Below are 23,055 nucleotides of genomic sequence, written 5' to 3'. Positions count from 1 at the left end.
CCGCACTCCCGTCACCGCACCCCCACCAGCCCGTCCCGCGCCACAGCCCCTCCCGCGCATCAGCTCACCCCGCACCCATGCCCGCACGCCCCTTGCCCAAATCTGACGGGCCGTCATATCGTCGGCGCGCCGCGCTTTCCGGCCACCGGGCCTGCCCGGGCCCGGGACCCGCACGACGGCGGCACCCTGTCCGCACTCCGCAAGGAGCACCCCGTGGGAGAGCCGCACCCGTCCCCCGCAGCGCACCACCCACCCGCCGGCCCGTCCGCCCGGCCACCGGCCCTGCGCGCCCGCGCACTGACCCGCTCGTTCGGCCGCGGCAGCAAGGCGCTGGCCGCCCTCGGCCCCGTCGACGCCGACATCGCGGCGGGTGAATTCGTCTGTGTCGTCGGCCCGTCCGGCTGCGGGAAGTCGACCCTGCTGCGCATCGCCGCCGGGCTGCTCCGCCCCACCGGGGGCGAGCTGGAGATCCGGGCGAGCACCGACCGCCCGGCCGCGATGATCTTCCAGGACTACGGCATCTACGACTGGAAGACCGTACTGGTCAATGTCCGCTTCGGCCTCGACATCCAGCGCGTGCCCCGTAAGGAGGCCGACGCACGGGCCCGCTCCTGGCTCGCCCGGATGGGCCTCACCGACTTCGCCGGCGCCTACCCGGCAGCGCTCTCCGGCGGGATGCGCCAGCGCGTCGCCATCGCCCGCGCACTCGCCGTGGAGCCCGAGATCCTGCTGATGGACGAGCCGTTCGCGGCCCTCGACGCCCAGCTGCGCACCCTCCTCCAGGACGAACTGCTCGCCCTCACCCAGACCACCCGCACCACCACCCTCTTCATCACCCACAGCCTCGACGAAGCCCTGGTACTCGGCGACCGGGTCCTGGTGATGTCCGCCCGGCCCGGCCGGATCATCGCCGAACGCCGCCCGCCGTTCGGCCGGCCACGCACCGGAGAAGTCCGCGACACCCCCGAATTCACCTCCCTGAAGGCCGAGTTGTGGCAGCTGCTGCGCGGCGAGGTCGACCGGACCACCGCGGCGCACCCGGCCGCGGGGGGAGCCGTCCCCGCATGACCGCCCCCGTCCGCGCCCCCGGCCCCGGTCCCGAGGACGGCCGGCCCGCCCCCGACGGGCGTCTGCTCGTCCGCCGCCCCGGCCCCCGGGAACTGCGCCCCCGGCGCACCCACCGCCGCCGGCGCATCCTGGAGATCTCGCTCGCCGTCGCCGTCCCGCTCCTGCTCGTCGCGCTGTGGCAGCTGGCCGCCGACCTGTCCTGGATCGACGCCCGCATCTACCCCGCGCCGTCCACGATCCTGGCCGACGGCTGGGACCGCGCCCTGGCCGGCGCCCTGTGGCCGGACGTGTGGGCCACCCTCCGGCGCGTCCTGGCCGGATACGCCGCCGGCACCGTCGCCGGCTACGTCCTGGGCCTGCTGATGGGCTCGCTGCCCCTCGTACGGGCCGCCCTCGAACCCCTCCTGGACGCCCTGTACGTGGTGCCCAAACTCGCCCTGCTGCCGGTCTTCCTCAACTTGTTCGGGCTCGGCGAGGGCCCGCAGATCGCCCTCGTCGCCGCGACCGTCTTCTTCTTCGTCTGGATCTCCACCATGGCGGCGGTGCTGGCCGTCCCCTCCGGTCACCGCGACGCCGGGCGGGTCTTCGGTGCGAGCCCCTGGCAGATGTTCCGGCACGTCCTGCTGCCCGCCTCGCTGCCCGCCGTCCTGGTGGGCGCCCGGATCGCCGCGGGGGTGGCCGTCCTCGTCATCGTCGCCTCGGAGCAGATCGCCGCCACCGACGGCCTCGGCCATCTGATCTTCGATTCCCGCGCCCTGTTCCAGAACGACGTGATGTGCGTCGGCATCGTCTGTGTGGCCGTCCTCGGCGTGCTCTTCTCCGAGCTGGTGCGGCTGGCCGGACGTCTGCTGGCCCCCTGGGCACCCCGCGACCGGGGCCGCCCCCACAGCTGACCGACCGCACCGTCCGCCCGCCCGGACACCGCCCGCACGGAGGTCCCATGCGCACCCGCACCCCCACCGTCGCCGTGCTCCTCGCCGCGCTCGCCCTCGGCACGGGCTGCGCCGCCCACAAGGACAGCGCCGCCGTACGCGGCCCCCGCACCGTCAAACCCGTACGGGGCTGCGGCCCGGCCTCCTGGACCGACCCCGCCGACCTCGCCCCCGACCGCGCCCCGGCACGCTGCGCCAAGGGCGCCCCGGCCCCGCGCCCCCTCGCCCGGCGCCGCACGCTCACCATCGCCACCGGCACCCTCAGCGCCGAGTACGTGGCCCCGCTGCGCCTGGCCCTGGCCAAGGGCGAGTTCGCCAAGGAGGGCCTGGACGTCCGGCTGAAGGTCCTGCCCACCCCGGAGGCCCTGCCACTGCTGGCCAAGGGCGAGCTGGACGCCCTGTGGGCAGCTCCCGAGGCAGCCGTCGTCAACGGCATCAACGGCGGCTTCGACATCCGCTGGGTGGCCGGCAACTTCTCCCCCGCCCCGAAGTCCAGGAGCGGCCTGTGGGCGCGTCTGAAGAGCGGCGAGAGCGCTTCCTCGGTCTCCCTCGCGGGATCGAGGATGGGCACCATGATCGGGAAGGGCTCCGTGATCATGTACCCGATGGCCAGGACCTTCGCCGGACACGGCGCCGGCCTGGACTCCGTCGCCTTCCAGCAGCTCGGCTCCGCCGACGTACTGACCGCCCTGACCGGCGGCGGGGTGGACTCCGCCTGGCTGCTCGACCCCGTCTGGCGGCGCGTCGACGGTGACAAGAGGTACGCGTTCCTCGGCGGCCAGCCGCAGGGCGAACCGCTCGGCGGCGCCCTGTACGGCCCGAATCTGCTCCAGCGGGACCCGGACGCCGGGGTCGCCTTCCTGCGCGCCTACCTCCGCACGGTCAACACGTACTTCGCCGGCGACTACAAGGCCGGCCAGGCCTTCGTCGCCGGGCTGGCACGGCTGCTCGACGTCGACGCGAAGATCCTGACGTCGGTGCCGTCGCTCCGGATGGACTGGGAGATCAGAAAGGGCACCGCGGACCGGCTCCAGAAGGCCTACCGCGAGGCCGGCGTCACCAGGGGTGCCCCGCTGCCGGAGAAACGGCTCGTCGACCGCAGTTTCTACGCGGAAGCGGTCGGCCACCGGATACCGAAGTGACCACGACGGCAAGCGCGGGCGGCCACCACGGGCGACAAGCATGACGAAGGCCCGGATTCCTCAAGGAATCCGGGCCTTCGCCTTCAGTAGCGGGGACAGGATTTGAACCTGCGACCTCTGGGTTATGAGCCCAGCGAGCTACCGAGCTGCTCCACCCCGCGTCGTTGTTGGCTTTACTCTAACCCCAGGCCGACGACCAGCGCAAATTCCTTCCGCGCGGCCCGGGGCCCGGCCCTGTGGACCGGCCCCGGGCCTCCCGGATGCCCGTGGGGCACCCGCTACGCGCTGAGCTCTTCCTGGAGCGCCGTCCGCAGCCGCGCCGCACGCTCCGCCACCTCCGGCGGCCCCAGCTCGACGGCGCGCGCACACCAGCTCTGCGCCTCGGCGAGCGCACCACGCCGGGCGGCGAGCAGCGCCAGCCGCAGCGCCGCCCGGCCGTGGCCGGTCTCGGCGGCGCGCTGCCACCACAGGGCGGCCTCGGGGAGGCTGCCCTCGCGGGCCAGCAGGAGCCCGAGGTTGAAGGCGCCGTTGCGGCTGCCGGCCTCGGCCGCCGTGCGGTACCAGTCGGCGGCCTCCACGGCATCCCCGCGGGCCGCCGCGAACATGCCGACCCGGACCTGGGCCCGACGATGGCCCAGGCGGGCGGCTCGCTCGTACCACTGCACGCTCTCGTCGTCCGCCGTGCGCTCGCTGTCCGCCAGCCCCTCGCCCGCGGCGGCCGCCCGGCGGTCGAGCAGGTCCGCGAGCCGGAAGGCCGCCTCGGAGCTGCCGCCACCGGCCGCACAGCGCAGGTTGCGCTCCGCGTCCTGCAGCGCACCGTCCCGCAGCTGCACGATGGCGACCTGGAGGGCCGCCTCCGTGTGCCCGGCCGCGGCCGCCCGCTCGTACCAGGTGTGCGCCGTACGCTCCGCACCCCGCCCGGCGAAGAGGATGCCGAGGTTGAACGCGGCATCGACGCTGCCCGCCTCGGCCGCCTTGGAGAACCACGGCTCTGCTCCCGCGGCGTCACCGCGCTGCAGCAGCAGGATGGCCAGCGCGTTGGCGGCCTCGCAGTGCCCGGCGTAGGCGGCCCGGCGGTACCACTGCTCGCCGCGCCCCTCCCGGCCCTGCTCGGCGCAGAGCAGACCGATGTTGTAGGCGCCGTTGACGTCCCCGGCGTCCAGCGCGACGCGGTACCAGCGCTCGGCGGTCTGCAGTTCGCCGCGGTCGGCGTGCAGCGCTCCCAGCGCGTTGGCAGCGTTGCCATCGCCGTCCTGGGCCGCCCGCCGCCACCATTCGGCGGCGCTCTCCTCGTCCCCCGCGTCCCGCAGCAGGAAGCCCAGCGCACAGGCCGCGCGCGCCTCGCCGTCCTTGGCGGCGGACAGGTACCAGCGGCCCGCCTCCTGGACGTCGCCGCGGTCCTCCAGCAGCGCGCCGAGCTGCAGCGCGGCCCGCCGGTGGCCCCGCGCGGCGGCCTGGCGGTACCACTGCTCGGCCTCCTCCTGCCGGTTCAGCTCGCCGTACGCGGGGACCGCACGCCGGTCCGTGTCGCGGCCGTCCTCGATGAGCCGGGCCAGGCGGTACGCGGCCTCACGGTGGCCGCGCTCGGCGGCCGTACGGAACCAGCGCTCGGCGCCGATGTCGCCGCGGTGCTCCAGCAGGTCGGCCAGGGCGTACGCGCCCAGGCAGTGCCCGGACTCGGCGGACTGACGCAGCCAGTACTCGGCGGCCGGCTCGTCGCCGCGCTCGCGGTAGTGGCGCCCGAGGGCGTGCGCCGCGGCGGCGGAGCCCGCGACGGCCGCGATCCGCCACCAGCCGGCCGCCTCGTCCCCGTAGCCCCGCTGGTGCAGCAGCACGCCGAGATTGTTGGCCGCGGCGCGGTCGCCGGCGGCGGCCGCGGAACGCAGATGCGGCTCGGCGCCGTCGAGGTCACCGCGGCGCAGCAGCATCGCGCCGAGCGCGCTCATGGCGGCGGTGTCGCCCGCCTCTGCGGCCCGGCGGTGGCCGGACTCGGTCACGGCATCGGACGCTTCGGCGGCCTCCGCGGCCTCCATCACATCCATCGGCAGCTCGGATTCGCGCCCGTCGTCGGGCGCATGCACAAACCGGTCCGTCTCCAACAACCTTGCCTTGTCCCCCATAAGACCCATCGTCGCATCACCTGTAACCCGCGTACACCTGGTATACCGCAGCCAGTGAGGTCACTTCAGCGGTTTGTCGACTTCCCGACACGACGACTTGGCAAACTCAAGCACACACCTTCCCCACATCGGCCGCGCGACCCGGCTTTGACCGGTAACGAACCCGAAGACATGACGGGATGACGACATGACGAAGGCCCGGATCCCTGAGGATCCGGGCCTTCGTCTTTTCGTAGCGGGGACAGGATTTGAACCTGCGACCTCTGGGTTATGAGCCCAGCGAGCTACCGAGCTGCTCCACCCCGCGTCGTTGTTGACCTCAACCTATCACGGCAGCGGGACGGCCCGGACCACCGCGGCCCGGTGGCCACCGGCGCGAACCGGCGGCCACCGGGCCTGGGGGCATACGGCGGGGTCAGCCGGCCGGCTTGCCGCCCTTCTGGGACGCCTTCGCCGCCCGGTCCAGCGCCGCCTTGAGCTTCTTCTGGGCCTCGCCGTAACCGGCCCAGTCGCCCGAGGTGCGCGCCCTCTCGCCCTCCTCGTAGGCCTTCTGTGCGTCGCCCAGAGCCTGCTGCACCGTCTGGCCGGACGGAGGCTGCTGTCCGGTTCCGGTGTCGCCGCCGGGCGGGTTCTGCGAGCCCGTACTGGGCGCCTTCTTGCCGAAGACCACGTCCAGCGCGTCCTTGAGGGAGTCCTCCAGGACGGGCTTGTTGTCGCCGTAACTGACCAACACCTTCTTCAGAAGCGGGTAGTTGGTGTTGGCGCCCCGCAGATACACCGGTTCGACGTAGAGCAGTCCGCCGTCCAGTGGCACGGTCAGCAGATTGCCGTACTCGATCTCCGAGTCACCGAGCTTCTTGAGGATATTGAGCTCATTGGCGATGCTCGGATCGGAGTTGAACTTCGACTGCACCAGCTGCGGGCCGGGCACCGGCGTCTGCGAGGGCAGTTTCAGCAGTCTTATCCTGCCGTAGTCGCCGCTGGTCGCATTGGCGTCGACGGCCATGAAGGCACCGAGGTTGTCGCGCTTGTTGGGCGTGAAGCTCGTCGTCAGCGAGAACGCCCGGTCCTTCTGGCCCGGCATCTTCATGCTCAGGTAGTACGGCGGTACCGCGTTGCCCGACTTGGTCGTCGGGTCGTTCGGGATCTGCCAGCGCTCGGAGCCGGTGTAGAAGGTGCCCGGGTCCGTGACGTGGTAGGTGGTCAGCAGCTGGCGCTGCACCTTGAAGAGGTCCTGCGGGTAGCGCAGGTGCTCCTTGAGCGCCGGGCTGATGGCGCTCTTCTTCTCGACCGTGCCGGGGAACGACTTCATCCAGGTCTTGAGGACCGGGTCCTTCTCGTCCCACTGGTAGAGCTTCACCGAACCGTCGTAGGCATCCACCGTCGCCTTGACGGAGTTGCGGATGTAGTTGACCTGGTTCTGCTGGGCCACCACCGCCCGCTGGCCGTCGGTGAGCGAATCGGCCGTGCTGTCCCCGAGCGTGGTGCGCGAGGCGTACGGATAGCCGTTGCTGGTGGTGTAGGCGTCGACGATCCACTTGAGCCGGTGGTTGACGACCGCCGGGTAGGCGTCGCCGTCGATGGTCAGCCAGGGGGCGACGGCTTCGACGCGCTCCTTGGGCGTGCGGTTGTACAGGATCCGCGAGCCCTTGCCGATCGCTCCGGAGTAGAGGATCTGCGGCTCCCCGAACGCCGCCGCGTAGGCCGCGCGGTTGACCGGGTTGGCGAGGCTGACGCCGCTGTTGCCCCGGTAGCTGTAGCTCTTCTCGCCGCTGTCGTCGGAGTAGTCCAGTTCCTTCTGCGGACCGCCGACGATGGAGTACTGCGAGGTCTTCTCGCCGTAGTACACCCGCTGCTGGTACGAGCCGAGCTGCCCCTTGGCCGGCAGATCCGACTCGGTGTACTTGGGGCCGCCGCCTTCGGCGGCCTCGGTCCCCTTGGCGGCGACCGCGCCGTAGCCATGGGTGTACTTGAAGTGGTCGTTGATCCAGTTGCGCTCGGGGATACCGGCGATGTTCAGCTCGCGCAGACCGATGACGGTGTCCTGCTCGGCACCGTCCTTGTCCTTGTAGCGGTCGACGTCGAGGGTGGAGGGGAACTGGTAGTACCCGCGCACCTGCTGCTGTTGCTGGAACGCCGGCGAGACCACGTTCGGGTCGAGCAGACGCATGGCGGCCGTGGTGTCGGCGTTGTCGCGCAACCGCTGGCTGTCCGCCTTGTCGGCGGGCTTGTAGTCACCCTTGTACGGCGTGACCTGGGAGTCCTGGATGTCGTACGCGTCCCGGGTCGCCTTGATGTTCTGCTTGATGTACGGCGCTTCCTTGGCCTGCTCGTTCGGCTGGACCTGGAACTTCTGCACGATCGCCGGATACAGCCCGCCGATGAGGACCGCCGAGAGCACCATCAGGCCGAAGCCGATCACCGGCAGCTGCCACGTCCGCCGCCAGAGGGTGGCGAAGAACAGCACCGCGCAGATCGCCGCGATGAAGAACAGGATCGTCTTCGCCGGGAGGTAGGCATTGGCGTCGACGTACCGCAGGCCCGTCCAGTTGTCCGCCGACTTCAGGCCGCTGGACTTGACCGCCAGGCCGTACCGGTCGAGCCAGTACGCGATCGCCTTGAGCGAGACGAAAATACCGAGCAGCACCGACAGGTGACCGGTGGCCGCCGCGGTCGCCCGCGAGCCGGGGCTGGTCAGCCGCAGTCCGCCGTAGAGGTAGTGGGTCAGCGCCGCGGCGACCAGACACAGCACCGCGCAGGCGAATCCGAAGCTCAACAGGAAGCGGTACCAGGGCAGATCGAACGTGTAGAACGCGATGTCCATGCCGAACTGCGGGTCCGTCTTGCCGAAGGGCACGGCGTTGACCCACTGCAGCCAGGTCCGCCACTCACCGGAGGCGGAGGCACCGGCGATCAGGCCGATCACCGCGGTGACCGCGATCAGCGCCCACTTCTTGAAGGGCGCGATACCCATCCGGTAGCGGTCCAGGCTCTGCTGCTCCACGGACATCGCGCTCAGCGGCGGCCGCAGCCGGTACGCGAGCCAGACGTTGACCCCGACGGCCACGGCCATCAGGACGCCGAAGGCGAAGAACAGGCCGATCTTGGTCCACAGGGTGGTGGTGAAGACCGAGGAGTACTTGACCGAGCGGTACCAGAGCCAATCGGTCCAGAACCCCGCAAACATCACGAAAAGCATGGCCAATACGGCCAGCACACCCAATGTCATGAGCAGGGTCCGGATCCGCCGCGATGGTCGGCCGACTCTGATCCGTGGCCCTGTCGGGCCTCCGCCGCGGTCCGGCATCTGGAAAGCCAAGGTGCGCACCTCGAAGTTCGCTGTCGTGTGGAGCAGGCCCGGCGATAGTAGGACCCACCGATGCAACTTACGAAGGCTTTACTCAGTTCCCGCTTTCCGGGGTACACAAGGCACGATGTTGAGCATGACCAACCTCCCCGTTGACGGCACCCCCCTCGCCGCCGACCCCCTGACCCGCGCGGTGCTCGAGATCGACGAGTACAGCGCCGGGCTCGGCTGGGATCAGCCCGCCCGCCTGTTCGCCCTCGTCGACACCGCCAAGCTGCGTGCGCAGGAGCCCTCGCTCGCCGCCCAGCTCGGCATCGACGACTCCACCACCACATCCCTGACCCCCGTGGAGCAGGACGAGATCCCGGCGGGCGTCCCGCTGGACGAATTCCTGGCCACCATTGCCTGGCCCGACGCCGTCACCGGCTGCGCGCTGACCGTGGAGCGGCTGATGCTGCCGCCGTCCGCCGAGGACTCCGAGCCCGCGGGCATGGACGAGGCGCAGCTCGCCAAGTGGGTCGCCAAGCACCCGGACCGCCAGGAGGTCCGGATGACGGTGGCCGTGCTGCGGGACGGCCGGCGCGAGTCGGCGCTGCGGCTGCGCGAGAAGGACTCCACGACCGAGGTGCTCACCGGCTCGGCGCTGGTGCCGGGCCTCGCGGAAGCACTGGCAGCGACGTTCGAGGGCTGACGGCGGTCCGCCGGGCCGGTGCCCGGGCCCCGACGGTGCGCGTCGGGCCCGGGCACCGGCCCGTTTTCAGGACCTAGGCGTGGCCCGCGGGGCTGCAGCTCGGCAGGCCCGCGGTCTCGCCCTTGCGGATCTTCTCCAGGGCCTTGACGGCGTCGCCTATGGTGCCGACCTTGACCAGGGTGAGCCCCTTCGGGGTGTCCTTGGCCGCGGCGGCGCAGTTCTCCTTGGGCGTCAGGAAGTACTGGGCGCCCTTGTCGCGCGCGCCGACCGTCTTCATCGAGATGCCACCGATCGGGCCGACCTTGCCCTTGTCATCGATGGTGCCCGTACCTGCCACGAACTTGCCGCCGGTCAGGTCCCCGGGCGTGAGCTTGTCGACGATGCCGAGCGAGAACATCAGCCCGGCGCTCGGGCCGCCGACGTCGGCCAGCTTGACGTCGATGGGGAACGGGAAGAGGTGATCCACGTTGGCCTGGATGCCCACGATGGCGCGGCCGTCGTCCGCCTTCTGCGTGCTGACCGTGATCTGCTGCGCGCCGCTCGCGGGCTTCTTACCCTGCTTCTCCGCCGCGGCGGCGACCTTGGCGGGGATGATCGTGAAGACGACCTTCTCGCCCGGCTTGTGCCGGGTGACCAGCTTGGCGACGTCGCCGGCCTGCTTGACCTGCGTCCCGTCCACCGCCTTGATCACATCGCCCGCGTGCAGCCGCCCGTCGGCCGGCTTGTCCTTGACCACGGAACCCACCACGGTCTGGCTGCCGACCGGGATGTGCAGCTGATTGAGGGCGGAGGCCTTGGCGCTCTCCTGGGACTGGCTGAACTCCTCGGCGTTCTCCTGGTCGGCCTGCTCGGCCGTCTGTCCCTCGGGGTAGAGCGTCTTGTGCGGCACCACGGCGTTGTCGTGGTCGAGCCAGCCGAACACCGCCTCGAAGAGGTTCATGCGGTAGTCGGGGCCGGTGACGCGGACGGTGGTCATGTTGAGATGACCGGTCGTCGGATACGTCTTGCGGCCGGAGATCTGCAGCACCGGCTCGCCGTCGTGATCACCGAGGGTGTTGACCGTCGGCCCCGGTGACATCTCGGAGTAGGGCACGGGGATCAGTACCCCGGCGCAGAGCAGCGCGATCAGCATCAGGATCGAGGCGAGCAGCGTCGCGGTGCGGCGTGGCATGGAACGACAGTACGGGACGGGTATGACAACCGGCCCGCCGGGCCGTCCGTACGAGGTCGAACACCCGGCCGTGGGCCCGCCCGTACGCGAGGGTCATCGCTAGGAGTGGCGCTCGGCTTGTCCGCACCCGGCAGGAACGTCAGCGGTGACGTCAGCGGGAACGTCAGACGGGATCCGAGGCGGGGTCGGGAACGGCGTGCTCCTTTTCCATGGCGTCACGGAACCGGGCGTAGCCCGCGAGTTCTGCGACATCCCCGGCCTTGCGGTTCCGTAGGGCCCAGCTGCTCCACACCGCGGCAATCAGCCCCGCACCGACCGGAATCAGCAACCAGAGGAGCGCACCCATCAGCGACCTCCCAACCCCTTGTACGACCGCGATCGACGAATAAGCAGATTAACCATCTGCTGGGTCAACGCTCACGCCAGGGGGCGGGTTACGCAACCGGAACACAAGGCACCGGTTCGGCCTCATGTTCTAAGGCCCGCACCCCGTGGCCACAGGGCCACTGCCTGCGCGTCTGTCATGTCGCCTGCCCCGGGAGAGCGCCCTTACGCACCGGGCAGGACCCCGCTCCCGGAGCACGCCGGCCCGACCAGAAGACGACGCTACGCCCCCACCCGCCCTCCCGTCGCCCGACCTCCACCCCCAGAAGACAGCGCTACACGCCGACCCATTCCTCGGTCCCGTCGGAGAACATCTGGTGCTTCCAGATCGGCACCTCGTGCTTGAGGTCGTCGATCATCCTGCGGCAGGCCTCGAACGCCTCGCCGCGGTGCGGGCAGGACACCGCGACCACCACTGCCAGATCACCGATGCCCAGATCACCCACACGGTGGACGGCGGCCAGCGCCCGCACCGGGAAGTCGGCGATCACCTTCTCGGCGATCCGGCGCATCTCCGCCTCGGCCGTCGGGTGCGCGGAGTAGCCCAGGCCCTCGACGTCGGCGCCGTTGTCGTGCGAGCGGACCGTGCCGACGAACAGGGCCGTACCGCCGGCCGCCGAGTCCCCCACGGCCGCGAACACCTCGTCCACGGACAGCGCGCGCTCGCGGATCTCCAGGAGCCTGATCGGGTCCGGCGCGGCCTGCTCACCGGGGTGGTCGCGGCCGGGGGACGAAGGGGAAGGCGTGCCAGACATACCCCCATCGTGCCGTACGCGGGCACGGCGGGGTATTGCCGATTCCGCCGGTCGTCCCGGGCGCCGTATGGAGAAGTCTCCAGCGGAGACTTCTCCGGCCCGGCGGGCCCGGTTCCCCCTCAGATGCGGCGGCGGGCCTTACGGGCACGGCGCACCAGTGCGGCGGTGCCCAGGAGGGCGACCGTGGCACCGGCCGCGCCCGCGGCGGTGGCGTCCTTGCGGCCCAGCCTGCGGCCCGCAACGGTGTGCCGTCCGGCGACCTCCTCCAGGAGCTCGGCGAGCACTTCCTCGTTCGTCCACCGGGGGCGCCAGCCCGCCTCGTGCAGCCGGCTGCCGCTGACCACCCATGGATGCATCGTGTACGCCAGGTCGCCCGCGGGGGACGGCGTCAGGCCGATGCGGTGCAGGCGGGCGGCGGCGCCCAGGGCCACCGAGGACGGCAGCTCCATGCGCCGGATGCCGGAGAGCTCTTCGACCTCCTCCTGCTCCAGCCAGCCGTCGCAGCCCACCGCGAGCTCGCCGTCGACCTTCTCCAGCGCGGCGAACTCCAGGGCGCTGACCAGGTCCTCGACATGGCAGAACTGCCAGGCGGGGCGGGACCCGGCGACGACCAGGAGGCGGGGCGATTCGAAGTAGCGGGTCAGTGCGGTGTCCGTGCCGCCCACCAGGACGGTGGGGCGCAGCACGGTGACGTTCAGGCCGGGGTGCGCGCGGGGCGCACGGTGCGCCAGGTGCTCGATCTCCAGGAGGTCGCCGACACCGGTGGCGTCCGCGGTGGCCCGCAGCTCGGCGTCCTCGGCCAGGGGAACGTCGTTGTCGGGCAGCGCCCCGTACACCATGGCGGAGGTGCACAGCACCACCCGGTGGACACCGGCGGCCGCGGCGGCGGTGAGCACGGTCTGGGTGCCGCGCACGTTGTAGGCGGTGCGCGCCGCGTCGTCGGTCTCCAGGTCGAGGTCGAGCGCCAGGTGGACGACGACGTCCGCGCCGCGCAGCTTGTCGGCGATGGCCGGGTCCCGGACGTCCAGGACGTGCCAGTGTGCCTCGGCGACGTCGCCGCGCCGCTCATCGATGGCCACCACCTCCTTGACCTCGTCGGAGGCGACCAGGGCACGGGTGAGCAGCGCACCGACTCCGGAGGCGGCTCCGGTGACGGCCACCACGGGCCGGCGCAGCGGCCGGTCCGTGGCCCCACCTGCGCCATTGCCTGCCTTCTCGGTCTGGGCCGCAGCGTTTCGCGCTGCGCGAACGGTCGGATCTGGGGAACTCACCGGGCGTCTCCAGCGGTTGTCTTCAGTGCGGACGTGTGGTCATGCGTACGCACCAGGTGGCGTCCATCCTGCCCCAGCCACCGGGACAGCGAAGCACCGAGCCCCGAAGCGGTCCAGGTGTCTACGCTGGAGGTGATGTCGGGCAGCCGCCGTCGGCCACCTGGTCGGCGGCCCTACGAGCCGAGGAAACCCGTGAGTGACACCCCATTTGGATTCGGCCTTCCGCCGGAGGAGCCGGAGGACGGCGACAACGGCAAGAAGAAGGGCGGCCAGGGAGGTAGCCAGGGCCCCGCGGACCCCTTCGGGTTCGGCGGCGGGAGCGGCGGCGCGGACAATCCGTTCGCGGCGCTCTTCGGCGGCATGGGCGGCCCCGGCGGCGAGATGAACCCTGGCGACCTGGGCGCCGCCTTCCAGAAGCTCGGACAGATGCTCTCCTACGAGGGCGGCCCGGTGAACTGGGACATGGCCAAGGACATTGCGCGGCAGACCGTCGCGCAGGGCGCCGAGGACGGCAGCAAGGACGCGAGCCTGTCGCCGGGTGAGCGCAGCGCGGTCGAGGAGGCCGTACGCCTCGCCGACCTGTGGCTGGACGGTGTGACGTCGCTGCCGTCGGGCTCCGGCTCCGTGGTGGCCTGGAGCCGCGCGGAGTGGGTCGAGGAGACCCTTCCGGTGTGGAAGGACCTGGTCAATCCGCTCGCCGAGCGCGTCGGATCGGCCATGGGCGATGTCCTGCCCGGGGAGATGCAGGCCATGGCGGGCCCGCTGCTCGGGATGATGCGCTCCATGGGCGGCGCGATGTTCGGCACCCAGATCGGCCAGGCGCTGGGCGTACTGGCCGGCGAGGTCGTCGGTTCGACGGACATCGGGCTTCCGCTGGGGCCGGCCGGCAAGGCCGCGCTGCTGCCGGGGAACATCGCGAGGTTCGGCGAGGGCCTGGGCGTCGCGGAAGAGGAAGTGCGGCTGTATCTGGCCCTGCGCGAGGCCGCCCACCAGCGGCTCTTCGCGCATGTGCCGTGGCTGCGCTCACATCTCTTCGGTGCCGTCGAGGGCTATGCGCGCGGCATCAAGGTCGACACCACCAAGCTGGAGGACGTGGTCGGCCAGATCGATCCGCAGCATCCCGAGGAGCTGCAGAACGCCCTTCAGCAGGGCATGTTCCAGCCCGAGGACACCCCGGAGCAGAAGGCGGCGCTGGCCCGCCTGGAGACCGCCCTGGCCCTCGTCGAGGGCTGGGTGGACGCGGTGGTGCACGCCGCCGCCAAGCCGCATCTGCCGTCGTCGGACAAGCTCCGTGAGACGCTGCGCCGGCGCCGGGCCAGCGGCGGCCCCGCCGAGCAGACGTTCTCGACGCTGATCGGTCTGCAGCTGCGTCCGCGGCGGCTGCGGGACGCCTCGCGGCTGTGGGCGTCGCTGACGGACTCGCGGGGCCTGGAGGGCCGCGACGGCCTGTGGGAGCACCCGGACATGCTGCCGACGGCGGCGGACCTGGACGACCCGGACGGGTTCGTGCACCACGAGCAGCCGGACTTCTCCGAGCTCGACAAGATGCTCGGCGAGGCCGCGAGCGGCGGCAAGCCCGATCTGGACAAGCCGGCCCCGGGCAAGCCCGCCGGGGAGGACGACGGCCCGGACGAGGCGTCCGGCGAGAGCAAGGGTGACGGCGGCAAGTGAGTCTGCGCGAGGACGCGGCGCGGGTGCTCAAGGAGTGGCCCGCGCCGTCGACCGGACAGGAACAGCTGCGGCTGGCGTATCTGGACCATCTCGCCGCCCATCAGGACGGCATGTGGAAGCCCTGCAAGGACGGGCACCTCACGGCCAGCGCGCTGGTGATCGACCCGGCCGGCGGCCGGGTGCTGCTCACCCTGCACCGCAAGCTGGAGATGTGGCTGCAGATGGGCGGCCACTGCGAGCCGGAGGACGCCTCGCTGGCCGGGGCGGCGCTGCGGGAGGCGCGCGAGGAGTCGGGGATCGCGCAGGGGCTGACGCTGCTGCCCGGCGGCCCGGTGCGGCTGGACCGCCATCACACGCCGTGCGCGGTGCATCTGGACGTCCAGTACGCGGCGTTGGCTCCGGCGGACGCGGTGGCCGCGATCAGTGACGAGTCACTGGATCTGCGGTGGTTCGCCTACGACGAGGTGCCCGGCGTCGCCGACACATCGGTGGTGCAGCTGGTCGAGCGCACCCGGGCTCTTCTCCAGACGACGACGCCCGCGCTCTCCGCGGGAGGGCGGGGCGAACCGGCCCGCTGAACGGCAGCTCCCGGCCGCACACGCGCCTCGGTGCCCGCCCTTCCCGGGGCGGGCACCGAAGCACCTGCGTCAACGGCGTCTCTCAGGAGCTCAGTTGGTGAAGATGTTGCCCTGGTTCATGCCCCGCGCGCCCTGCTGGCCCATACCGAACTGGGCGGCCACACCGGAGCCGACGACGGCGTTCTGCGGCGGCAGCAGCTCGCTGGGCTGCACCAGTGCGTAGCCCTGGCCGAGGAAGCTGAGCTCCCAGCCCTCGCCCGTGTTGCCGCGCCGGCGCATCACCCCGGAGGAGTGCGTCTGCGCCTGCATCTGCACCCGCAGCGAAGCGGACCAGGCCACCACCGCGTCGGCGTCCGCGTTGACGTACTTGTCGGGCGTGACCTGCAGCATCAGCGGCTCGCCCGAGGTCATCAGGACCACCTGGCCCCGTCCGGAGATGTTGAGCTGGTACTTGCCGGTGCCGGAGATGCCGTACTGGCTGTCGACGGAGACGACCTCCCAGTGGAGGCCGGAGTCCAGCGCCAGGACATAGCTGCTGTCGACGGTCAGGCCGTCGTGGTCGACGTCGACGACATGGACGTACTGGGCGAGGTTGGCCAGATAGACCGTGCCCTGCCCGGAGACGCGCATCAGATCGAGGCCTTCGCCGGAGTGCGCGCGGGCGCGCTGCTGGCCGGGCGTCGTGTAGTTGCCGTCGAATTCGAGCAGCCCCTGGTAGGCGACCATGGCGCCCTTACGGGCGAGGAGGTCCTCGTGGCCCTGGAGGGCGACGCGCAGCAGCTGACTGTTCTGCAGGACGTAGCGGTCCTGGGTCTGTGCCTCGGTGAAGGCGAAAAGCGGACTCTGCATGGCGTGTTCGGTCCTCCCCCTCAGCCCCGGGCCCGGAGCCGGTCGGTGCTGTCCTCGCTGGGCTGGACGACGACGAAGCCCTGGCCGGAGAAGCCCAGTTGGTAGGCCTCGCCACTGCCGCGTCCGATCATCGAGGACGCCTTGAAGCTGCGCTTGCCCTTCATCTTCAGGTGGGTCGACCAGGCGACCAGGGCGTCCGGGTCCACATAGGTCTCGTCCTCGCCGCGGCCGCAGTCGACGACGAGGGGCGTGCCCCGGGAGGTCAGGGCGACCCAGCCGGTGCCGGAGATCCCGACGTTGAAGAGGCCCTGGCCGGCGAACTTCGCCATGCCCTTGACGCGCTGCACGCCCCACTGGAGCTGCGCGTCGAAGGCGAGGAGGTTGGTGCCGTTGACGGAGAGCGAGTCGCCGTCGAGGTTGATGCAGACCACGTCGGCGCCGTAGTCGGCGAGGTAGAGCAGACCGTCTCCGGAGCACTTCATCAGAGGTGCGCCCTCGCCGGTGAGCCACTGGGAGGCCATCTGGCGGACGGCGGGTGGGTTCGGCTCGTACTGGACGAAGCCTTCGTAGGCGACCATCGAGCCGGTGCGCGCGAAGACATCCTGGCCGCTCTGCATGGCGATCTTCACCATGGCGCTGCCGTGGTTCTCCATACGGGCGGCGGGCGGGGTCGGGGCGTAGCCCGACAGCTGCTGCTGGTTCATGACGTGCGGGCTCCCTCAGACCTCGTAGGGCTGGACGACGATGAAGTTGCCGGGCGCGCCGCGGAACTGGAGGTTCACGGTCTCGCCGGAGTGGCCGGGGAAGGCGTGCCGGCGCAGGCTCACCTGGCTGGAGATGATCACCTGCGAGGCCGCGGACCAGGCCACGATGGCGTTGGCGTCGGCGAAGGTGGTCGGGGTGACCGGCAGCACGACCGGGGTGCCCTGGGTCTTGATGACGAGGGTGCCGGTCCCCTGGAACTGCATGGTGAACAGGGCGCCACCGGGGATGCCGTGGCCCTCGATCCTGCGGACCTCGTGCTGCAGCGACTCATCGAAGGCGAGGACGGCGTCGGCGGACACGCAGATGGCGTCGCCCTGCAGCTCGATGGGGTGGACGTGGGCGCTGTTCTCGGCGAAGAAGACCTGCCCCTGGCCGGTGCAGCGCATCAGCTGCATTTCCTGGCCGGTGGCGTTGCCGACGATCCGGCCGCGGAAACCGGCGCCCTTGTAGCCGAAGTCGACCTTGCCCTGGTAGAGCACCATGCTGCCCTGGCGGGCCAGCACCGGCTGGCCGTCCACGCCGAGGTCGACGCGGATCAGCTTGCTGTTCTGCGGGGTCCAGCGCTGACCGGTGGGGGCCTCCTTGTACTTGTCCAGCACGACACCTAGGCCGGGGCCACCGCCCTGGGGTATCGCGGGGCCCTGGCCGCCGCCGTAAGAGGCGCCCGGAGGCTGCTGTCCCGGCTGCCCGTACGGGGCGGGCTGACCGTAGGGCGGGGCCTGCTGGCCGGGGAAGCCGCCGGGCGCGGTCTGCGGCTGCCCGTACGGCTCCTGACCGGGCGCCGGCTGGCCGTACGGGGCCGGCGGCTGCTGCCCGGGCGGGCCGGGCACACCGGGCGGGGCCAGCGGCGCGGCGATGGTGGGCGCGTTGTGCACCTGCGGGACGGTGGGCTGGGGCCTGGCATGGGGCGCTTGGGGCGGGCCGAAGTCGGGCGCGGGCTGCTGCGGGGCGGGGGCGGCGGGCGCCCCGAAGGACGGCGCGGGGGCCGCCGCGCCGGACGGCGGTGCGAAGCCGGGCGCGCCCTGTGCCGTGGTGGGCGGCGCCGGCGCCTCGGCCTCTTCGGCGACCTCGCCGCCGAAGTTCTTCAGCAGCGCCTCGAGGCCGCCGTCGAAGCCCTGGCCGACCGCGGCGAACCGCCAGACATCCTTGAGGTAGAAGTCGCCAAGCATGACGGCGCGTTCGGTGCTGAACTCGCTGCCGTCGAAGGAGTAGCGGGCCACCTCTTCGCCGCCGGCCACGATCCGGAGGTAGCCGGGGCCGATCTGCGAGACCTGGCCGGCACCGTCGAGCGCTGCGGTGAAGGAGAGCTTGTGGATATGCGGCGGGATCTTGTCGAGCGTGACCCGGAAGGACTCGCTGTCGCCGGCCTGCGCCCCGAGCAGCTGGACCGACTCCTCGGGCGACTTGGGCTGGTTGAAGAAGATGAAGTACCGGTCGTCGGACAGCCGCTCGTCGGCGTCCAGGCCGAAGCAGCTGATGTCGAAGGTCAGGCCGGGTCCGGCGATCTGCACGCCGACGTACAGATCCGTTCCCGCCGTCAGATCACCGATCTTGGCCTTGTGGCCGCGCTGGAATTCCCTGGCCATACGTAACGTCCATCCCCCGCTCCGGCTGTGAGTTCCTTCTGCGCGGCCAGGCTAACCGCTGGCGCCGACAGCAGGCGATGCCGGGGCGCGGCGGATGCCGTCCAGTGCCGCGGTCACTCGTCGCGGGCGACGGGCAGATGGGGCAGCCGGTCGGCCGCCACCACCCCTTCGAGGTAGCCGCGGGCCCGCTCCGTACGGGGGTAGGCCTCCAGCAGCCGCCAGAACCGGGGGCCGTGGCCGGGGACGAGCAGATGCGCGAGTTCGTGCAGCAGGACGTAGTCGATGACGTATTCCGGCATGCCCTGGAGGCGGTGCGACAGGCGGATGCTGCCCTCCGCGGGGGTGCACGATCCCCAGCGGGTGTTCTGGTTGGTCACCCAGCGCACCGACGCGGGGCAGGCGCGGCCGTCCAGATACTGGCCGGACAGCCGCTCGGCACGCCGGGCCAGCTCGTCGTCGCCCAGCATCCGCTTGCTTTCCTGGGCGGCGAGCTTGTCGAGCATGACGGTGACCCAACGCCGCTCCTCGGCCTCGGACATACGGGCCGGGATCAGGACCACCGTGCGGTTGCCCTCGCGGTACGCCGAGACCGTTCTGCGCCGTCGTGAGCTGCGGCGCACCTCGACGGCACTGGTGCCCGACCCGCGGGCCTGGGGGCTCGGAGGAGCCCCGCGCGATGTGTCGGCGGCGCGGCGCAGGGGTGTTTCCCCTGGGCCGTGGGAAGGGTCGGCGGGCACGCGCCCGACGTTACCCGCTGGCGGTGCGGGAAGTCCCGCCCCGCGGACGGTTCGCCACCGAACCACTCCATGGCGTGCACCGCTTGTACGACCGGCACCCCCTGCCTGTGGATAACTTCCGCAGGAATCCGCGACACGGCGCATGCTGGGAGCCGGACGACGAAGGACGGGGCGGAGATGCGGCATCCGATGCTCAAGCCAGCGCTGCGGCGCGGCTGGCGGGACAGGGAAACGGTGCGATTCGGCGTGGCGCCGGCGCATGCGCTGGTGGTCGGCCCGGTCGATACGGCGACCGGAAGCTTCCTCTCGCTGATCGACGGCACCCGCACCCTGCAGCAACTGATCGAGGAGGCCGCGTTACTGGACCTCCCGCCCGAGCACGTACGGGGTGTGGTGGACCGGCTCGGCGCGGCCGGGCTGCTGGAGGCCCCCACCGCCGGCGGCCCGCCGGCCGAGGCCGTACGGGCGGACCACGCCGCCTTCGAACAGCTGCGGCCCGACCTGGCGTCCCTGTCGGTACGGCATCCGGAGCCCGCGGGCGCCCTGGACCGGATGGGGGCGCGCCGGGCGGTCAGGGCCAAGGTCAAGGGGGCGGGGCGGGTCGGCGCCGCGATCGCGGCGCTGCTCTCGGCCTCGGGGATCGGCCGGGTGGAGGTGTTCGACGGTGGCACGGTCCAGCCGTGGGACGTGATGCCCGGTGCGCTGCCTGCCGAGCAGACCGGTGAGCGGCGCAACGCCGCCGCCCGACGGCTGGTCACCCGCTGCTCCCCCTGGGGCCGTACCCCGCGGCCGAAGGGCCCGGTCAGCGAATCCGGCGAACCCGGACTGTCCCTGGTGGTGCTCGCCCCGCGCGACGGGCTCGGTGCCTACGCCCCCGACCCCGTGCTCTCCGAGCCGCTGCTCACCGCCGGAATCCCGCATCTTTACGCGGGGGTGATCGAGGGCACGGGTGTGGTGGGTCCCTTGGTACTGCCCGGAGGTTCGGCCTGTGCCCGCTGCGATGAACTGCGCCGTACGGACGCGGAGCCGGCCTGGCCGCGGCTGCTGGCGCAGTGGCGGTCGGGACGTGGTTCCCCCGCGGTGCCGGCCTGCGATGCCGCGCTGGCCACCGCGGTCGCGGGGGTCGCCGCCGTCCAGGCGCTGACGTTCCTCGACGGTGAACTGCCGCCGTGCACAGGGGCGCGGATGGAGCTCGCCGCACCGTGTGCCACCGTGCAGACGGTGCGGATCGAGCCGCATCCGGAGTGCGGCTGCGGCGCTGCCGGTTCACCCGGTGCGGCGGGCGCCTCGGATCCTCGGCCGTGACACGCCACAATGACGGAGTAACCCCGGTTGGGGGACAGTGTGAGTTGGAGGGGCACATGTCTGATCTTCCCCGCAAGGCGGTCACCCGCACCGCCAAGCTGGCCGCGCTGCCACTGGGGTTCGCCGGCCGTGCCACCTGGGGCCTGGGCAAGCGGATCGGCGGCAGATCCGCCGAGATCGTCGGCCGGGAGCTGCAACAGCGCACCGCGGAACAGCTCTTCAAGGTGCTCGGCGAGCTGAAGGGCGGGGCGATGAAGTTCGGGCAGGCACTGTCCGTCTTCGAGTCGGCGCTGCCCGAGGAGATCGCCGGCCCCTACCGCGCCGCCCTGACGAAGCTTCAGGAGGCGGCACCGCCGATGCCGACCAGCACGGTGCACTCCGTACTGGCGGAACGGCTCGGTGAGGACTGGCGGGAGTTGTTCGAAGAGTTCGAGGACAAGCCGGCCGCGGCGGCCTCGATCGGACAGGTCCACCGTGCGGTGTGGCACGACGGCCGCGAGGTGGCCGTCAAGGTGCAGTATCCGGGTGCCGGCCAGGCGCTGCTGTCGGACCTGGCACAGCTGAGCCGGTTCGCCCGGCTGCTGGGCCCGCTGATCCCGGGCATGGACGTCAAACCGCTGATCACCGAGCTGCGCGACCGGGTGTCCGAGGAGCTGGACTACTCCCTGGAGGCGGCGGCCCAGCGGGCGCACGCCGAGGAGTTCGCCGACGACCCGGATGTGGTGGTGCCGGCCGTGGTCCACCAGTGCGACGAGGTGCTGGTGACGGAGTGGATGGACGGGGTGCCGCTGTCGGAGGTGATCGCGGACGGCACCGACGAACAGCGGGACCGGGCCGGTCAGCTGCTGGCCCGCTTCCTCTTCTCCGGCCCCGCCCGTACGGGCCTGCTGCATGCCGACCCGCACCCGGGCAACTTCCGGCTGCTGGCCGGGGACTTCCCGGACGGCCCGGTCGAGGAGTGGCGGCTGGGGGTGCTGGACTTCGGCACCGTCGACCGGCTGCCCGAGGGGCTGCCGCCGACGATCGGGACCTCGCTGCGGATGACGCTGGAGGGCGAGGCGGACGCCGTCTACCAGCTGCTGTGCGAGGAGGGCTTCGTCAAGGAGTCCATCGAGCTGGACCCGGACGCGGTGCTGGACTACCTCCTGCCGATCATCGAACCCGCCCTGGTGGACGAGTTCACCTTCACCCGGGGCTGGATGCGCCATCAGGCCACCCGGATCGGCGATCCGCGCTCCCCCGCCCACCAGTTGGGCAAACAGCTCAATCTGCCGCCCGCGTACCTCCTGATCCACCGGGTGACCCTGAGCACGATCGGGGTGCTGTGCCAGCTGGGGGCGACGGTACGGCTGCGCGACGAGCTGGAGGCGTGGCTGCCCGGCTTTGTGCCCGAGGAGGAGCCGGCCGGCCCGGACGTCGCCGGTATCCAGGCCCTCGGGGACGACGGGATCGGCGCGGACCTCGGGAAGGAGTCCGTCGAGGAGACCACGGTCTGAGCGGGACCCGGCGGCGCCGGGCAGGCCCGTCCCGTCTGCTCCGCCGGCCGGAGCCGACGGGACGGGCCCGGGGTCAGCCGGCCCAGGCGGTCGCCGCCCCAGGCCGTCGCCTGCCCAGGCGGGGGCCGACCCGGCACTAGCCGGCCTCGGCGCTGGCCTGGCCTCGGCGGTGGCCTGGCCTCGGCGGTGGCTCGGCCTCGGCGGCGGCTCGGCCTCGGCCCGGCCTCACCACCAGCTGGAATCCAGACGCCCTTCGATGGCCCGGATGTTCTCCCGCGCACAGGTGTCGCAGAAGTAGCGGCGCTCACCGTTCTCGACGGAGCAGGTCCAGGTCGGCCCGGCGCCCTCGGCGACCGCGCCGCAGCCGGCGCACACCGTGTTCCCGTCGGCCAACTCCGCGCGTTCATGCGTCTTCTGGTCCACCAGCCGACGATATCCCCGCCGGCCCCGCGAAACGGGATGCAACGCACTGCGGGGCCCGCCCTGTCGGGCGGACCCCATGGGTGGCGGCATCAGCGCCTTACTGCATCACGGCCATCGCCAGCGCCCGGCGGGCACGGAGCGACGCGCGCTCGGCGCGCCGCTGCATACGCCGCGCGGCCGCGAGCCGATGAGCCCTGCGTTCCGATTCGGCCTCCTGGAGGCGTTGGTGCATATGCGCACGCGCCAGGGCTTCTGGGATGAGTTGCATGGCGAGGTTCCTGTTCTGCCGCGACTCTGTCGCGTCGGTGTTCACAAGGACGGGGGTGTCGGTGAGAGAGGGGTTCATCGTGTGGTCCTGCTTCTGGGGGTCCCGGGTGAGGGGACGGTCGATCGTTCCTGTGCTGAGGGTGTTCATGCCGCGACCGGGTTCTTGCGCGGACGGCCACGCGGACGCTTCCGCGGCACGACGACGCCCTGGACGAAGAGCTCGCCACCCCAGACGCCCCACGGCTCACGGCGGTCCTTGGCACCGGCGAGGCAGGCCTCGCGGACCGGACAGGTCTGACACAGCGTCTTGGCGTACTCGACGTCGGCCGGGGACTCGGCGAAGAAGACCTCGGGGTCGTAGGTCCGGCACGGAACAGCGGCGCCGAGGCGGTCGATCTCGTCGTCGAGCTCGGTGAGGGGAAGCAAGGAGTTCTCCTGAGGGTCGGGCGGAGGGATCAGGTCGGTGGCTACGGACGGGGTGTGCGTCTGCAGTTGCACGGTGGTGTGTTCCTCGTCTGTTCGGCCCGGCTGGTGGCG

21 protein-coding genes and 2 tRNA genes are annotated in these 23,055 nt (G+C 71.7%); 8 read left to right on the top strand and 15 right to left on the bottom strand.

Annotated features, from left to right (window positions below):
• The first annotated feature begins 213 nt into the window (after positions 1–213).
• The 3 genes from ABR737_RS30125 to ABR737_RS30115 are packed head-to-tail and all read left to right on the top strand — an operon-like array spanning position 214 to position 3,142.
• Entirely contained in the window at positions 214–1,068 is an 855-nt protein-coding gene (locus tag ABR737_RS30125) for an ABC transporter ATP-binding protein (protein WP_502964404.1), read from the top strand.
• Positions 1,065–1,961 (top strand): ABC transporter permease, encoded by an 897-nt coding sequence (locus tag ABR737_RS30120; RefSeq protein ID WP_350253798.1) that lies wholly within the window; start codon positions 1,065–1,067, stop codon positions 1,959–1,961. The genes ABR737_RS30125 and ABR737_RS30120 overlap by 4 nt, the downstream gene beginning before the upstream one ends.
• 47 nt (positions 1,962–2,008) lie before the next feature.
• Complete coding sequence (locus tag ABR737_RS30115; RefSeq protein WP_350253796.1) at positions 2,009–3,142, top strand: ABC transporter substrate-binding protein; 1,134 nt, start codon at positions 2,009–2,011, stop codon at positions 3,140–3,142.
• Between the two features lie 87 nt (positions 3,143–3,229).
• On the opposite strand, the gene ABR737_RS30110 is transcribed toward ABR737_RS30115, so the two are convergent.
• The 4 genes from ABR737_RS30110 to ABR737_RS30095 all read right to left on the bottom strand — a co-directional run bounded on the left by ABR737_RS30110 (position 3,230) and on the right by ABR737_RS30095 (position 8,491).
• A tRNA-Met gene (locus ABR737_RS30110) sits at positions 3,230–3,303 on the bottom strand.
• 117 nt (positions 3,304–3,420) lie between these two features.
• Complete coding sequence (locus ABR737_RS30105; RefSeq protein WP_350253794.1) at positions 3,421–5,271, bottom strand: tetratricopeptide repeat protein; 1,851 nt, start codon at positions 5,269–5,271, stop codon at positions 3,421–3,423.
• Between the two features lie 224 nt (positions 5,272–5,495).
• Positions 5,496–5,569: transfer RNA gene (locus tag ABR737_RS30100), tRNA-Met, on the bottom strand.
• A 108-nt stretch (positions 5,570–5,677) separates the two neighbouring features.
• Complete coding sequence (locus ABR737_RS30095; protein WP_350253792.1) at positions 5,678–8,491, bottom strand: UPF0182 family membrane protein; 2,814 nt, start codon at positions 8,489–8,491, stop codon at positions 5,678–5,680.
• Positions 8,492–8,705: 214 nt separating this feature from the next.
• Between ABR737_RS30095 and ABR737_RS30090 the strand changes: the two genes are divergently transcribed.
• Complete coding sequence (locus ABR737_RS30090) at positions 8,706–9,260, top strand: PPA1309 family protein (RefSeq protein WP_350253791.1); 555 nt, start codon at positions 8,706–8,708, stop codon at positions 9,258–9,260.
• A 73-nt stretch (positions 9,261–9,333) separates the two neighbouring features.
• On the opposite strand, the gene ABR737_RS30085 is transcribed toward ABR737_RS30090, so the two are convergent.
• The 4 genes from ABR737_RS30085 to ABR737_RS30070 form a co-directional block, all read right to left on the bottom strand.
• Positions 9,334–10,431, bottom strand: coding sequence for a YlbL family protein (locus tag ABR737_RS30085; protein ID WP_350253789.1), 1,098 nt, complete (start codon positions 10,429–10,431; stop codon positions 9,334–9,336).
• 163 nt (positions 10,432–10,594) lie between these two features.
• Complete coding sequence (locus ABR737_RS30080) at positions 10,595–10,777, bottom strand: hypothetical protein (RefSeq protein ID WP_350253788.1); 183 nt, start codon at positions 10,775–10,777, stop codon at positions 10,595–10,597.
• 313 nt (positions 10,778–11,090) lie between these two features.
• Entirely contained in the window at positions 11,091–11,570 is a 480-nt protein-coding gene (locus tag ABR737_RS30075; protein ID WP_350253786.1) for a molybdenum cofactor biosynthesis protein MoaE, read from the bottom strand.
• 119 nt (positions 11,571–11,689) lie between these two features.
• Positions 11,690–12,841 (bottom strand): SDR family oxidoreductase, encoded by a 1,152-nt coding sequence (locus tag ABR737_RS30070; protein WP_350253785.1) that lies wholly within the window; start codon positions 12,839–12,841, stop codon positions 11,690–11,692.
• Between the two features lie 192 nt (positions 12,842–13,033).
• On the opposite strand from ABR737_RS30070, the gene ABR737_RS30065 reads away from it, so the two are divergent.
• Both ABR737_RS30065 and ABR737_RS30060 read left to right on the top strand, forming a co-directional pair.
• Positions 13,034–14,512 carry a zinc-dependent metalloprotease gene (locus ABR737_RS30065; protein WP_350253783.1) on the top strand — a complete coding sequence of 493 codons (1,479 nt, stop codon included), beginning with the start codon at positions 13,034–13,036 and terminating at the stop codon, positions 14,510–14,512.
• A complete protein-coding gene (locus tag ABR737_RS30060) occupies positions 14,509–15,090 on the top strand; it encodes an NUDIX hydrolase (RefSeq protein WP_350253781.1) in 582 nt (193 codons plus the stop codon). Before ABR737_RS30065 ends, ABR737_RS30060 begins: the two co-directional genes overlap by 4 nt.
• A gap of 90 nt (positions 15,091–15,180) precedes the next feature.
• Here ABR737_RS30060 and ABR737_RS30055 read toward each other — a convergent pair whose 3' ends face one another.
• The 4 genes from ABR737_RS30055 to ABR737_RS30040 all read right to left on the bottom strand — a co-directional run bounded on the left by ABR737_RS30055 (position 15,181) and on the right by ABR737_RS30040 (position 19,027).
• The gene (locus tag ABR737_RS30055; RefSeq protein ID WP_350253780.1) at positions 15,181–15,939 is read right to left on the bottom strand and encodes an AIM24 family protein; all 759 of its coding nucleotides are present in this window, start codon (positions 15,937–15,939) and stop codon (positions 15,181–15,183) included.
• A 20-nt stretch (positions 15,940–15,959) separates the two neighbouring features.
• On the bottom strand, positions 15,960–16,643 hold the full coding sequence (locus tag ABR737_RS30050; protein WP_350253778.1) for an AIM24 family protein: 684 nt from the start codon (positions 16,641–16,643) through the stop codon (positions 15,960–15,962).
• Positions 16,644–16,658: 15 nt separating this feature from the next.
• Positions 16,659–18,290: a TerD family protein gene (locus ABR737_RS30045; protein WP_350253776.1), complete on the bottom strand. Its 1,632-nt coding sequence runs from the start codon at positions 18,288–18,290 to the stop codon at positions 16,659–16,661.
• A gap of 113 nt (positions 18,291–18,403) precedes the next feature.
• Positions 18,404–19,027 carry a M48 metallopeptidase family protein gene (locus ABR737_RS30040; RefSeq protein WP_350253774.1) on the bottom strand — a complete coding sequence of 208 codons (624 nt, stop codon included), beginning with the start codon at positions 19,025–19,027 and terminating at the stop codon, positions 18,404–18,406.
• Between the two features lie 177 nt (positions 19,028–19,204).
• Between ABR737_RS30040 and ABR737_RS30035 the strand changes: the two genes are divergently transcribed.
• On the top strand, positions 19,205–20,332 hold the full coding sequence (locus tag ABR737_RS30035) for a ThiF family adenylyltransferase (protein WP_350253773.1): 1,128 nt from the start codon (positions 19,205–19,207) through the stop codon (positions 20,330–20,332).
• A 56-nt stretch (positions 20,333–20,388) separates the two neighbouring features.
• Complete coding sequence (locus tag ABR737_RS30030) at positions 20,389–21,828, top strand: ABC1 kinase family protein (protein ID WP_350253771.1); 1,440 nt, start codon at positions 20,389–20,391, stop codon at positions 21,826–21,828.
• 225 nt (positions 21,829–22,053) lie between these two features.
• On the opposite strand, the gene ABR737_RS30025 is transcribed toward ABR737_RS30030, so the two are convergent.
• The 3 genes from ABR737_RS30025 to ABR737_RS30015 form a co-directional block, all read right to left on the bottom strand.
• Positions 22,054–22,251, bottom strand: coding sequence for a hypothetical protein (locus ABR737_RS30025; protein ID WP_328384728.1), 198 nt, complete (start codon positions 22,249–22,251; stop codon positions 22,054–22,056).
• A 97-nt stretch (positions 22,252–22,348) separates the two neighbouring features.
• Entirely contained in the window at positions 22,349–22,666 is a 318-nt protein-coding gene (locus ABR737_RS30020) for a putative WhiB-interacting protein (RefSeq protein WP_350253769.1), read from the bottom strand.
• Positions 22,663–23,016 carry a WhiB family transcriptional regulator gene (locus ABR737_RS30015; protein ID WP_026169602.1) on the bottom strand — a complete coding sequence of 118 codons (354 nt, stop codon included), beginning with the start codon at positions 23,014–23,016 and terminating at the stop codon, positions 22,663–22,665. Before ABR737_RS30015 ends, ABR737_RS30020 begins: the two co-directional genes overlap by 4 nt.
• Positions 23,017–23,055 lie beyond the last annotated feature (39 nt).

Origin of the sequence: Streptomyces sp. Edi2 (assembly GCF_040253635.1) — a bacterium.
Taxonomy (GTDB): Bacteria; Actinomycetota; Actinomycetes; order Streptomycetales; family Streptomycetaceae; genus Streptomyces.
Note: the sequence above shows the minus strand (reverse complement) of the source record. Positions and strands in the feature narration are given on the sequence as shown.

Excerpts from the sequence above, each read along its gene's own strand:
- ABR737_RS30120 (WP_350253798.1), top strand. The coding sequence starts at position 1,065 with ATGACCGCCCCCGTCCGCGCCCCCGGCCCCGGTCCCGAGGACGGCCGG.
- ABR737_RS30115 (WP_350253796.1), top strand. The coding sequence starts at position 2,009 with ATGCGCACCCGCACCCCCACCGTCGCCGTGCTCCTCGCCGCGCTCGCC.
- ABR737_RS30105 (WP_350253794.1), bottom strand. The coding sequence starts at position 5,271 with ATGGGTCTTATGGGGGACAAGGCAAGGTTGTTGGAGACGGACCGGTTT.
- ABR737_RS30095 (WP_350253792.1), bottom strand. The coding sequence starts at position 8,491 with ATGACATTGGGTGTGCTGGCCGTATTGGCCATGCTTTTCGTGATGTTT.
- ABR737_RS30090 (WP_350253791.1), top strand. The coding sequence starts at position 8,706 with ATGACCAACCTCCCCGTTGACGGCACCCCCCTCGCCGCCGACCCCCTG.
- ABR737_RS30085 (WP_350253789.1), bottom strand. The coding sequence starts at position 10,431 with ATGCCACGCCGCACCGCGACGCTGCTCGCCTCGATCCTGATGCTGATC.
- ABR737_RS30080 (WP_350253788.1), bottom strand. The coding sequence starts at position 10,777 with ATGGGTGCGCTCCTCTGGTTGCTGATTCCGGTCGGTGCGGGGCTGATT.
- ABR737_RS30075 (WP_350253786.1), bottom strand. The coding sequence starts at position 11,570 with ATGTCTGGCACGCCTTCCCCTTCGTCCCCCGGCCGCGACCACCCCGGT.
- ABR737_RS30055 (WP_350253780.1), bottom strand. The coding sequence starts at position 15,939 with ATGCAGAGTCCGCTTTTCGCCTTCACCGAGGCACAGACCCAGGACCGC.
- ABR737_RS30050 (WP_350253778.1), bottom strand. The coding sequence starts at position 16,643 with ATGAACCAGCAGCAGCTGTCGGGCTACGCCCCGACCCCGCCCGCCGCC.
- ABR737_RS30045 (WP_350253776.1), bottom strand. The coding sequence starts at position 18,290 with ATGGCCAGGGAATTCCAGCGCGGCCACAAGGCCAAGATCGGTGATCTG.
- ABR737_RS30035 (WP_350253773.1), top strand. The coding sequence starts at position 19,205 with ATGCGGCATCCGATGCTCAAGCCAGCGCTGCGGCGCGGCTGGCGGGAC.
- ABR737_RS30030 (WP_350253771.1), top strand. The coding sequence starts at position 20,389 with ATGTCTGATCTTCCCCGCAAGGCGGTCACCCGCACCGCCAAGCTGGCC.
- ABR737_RS30020 (WP_350253769.1), bottom strand. The coding sequence starts at position 22,666 with ATGAACACCCTCAGCACAGGAACGATCGACCGTCCCCTCACCCGGGAC.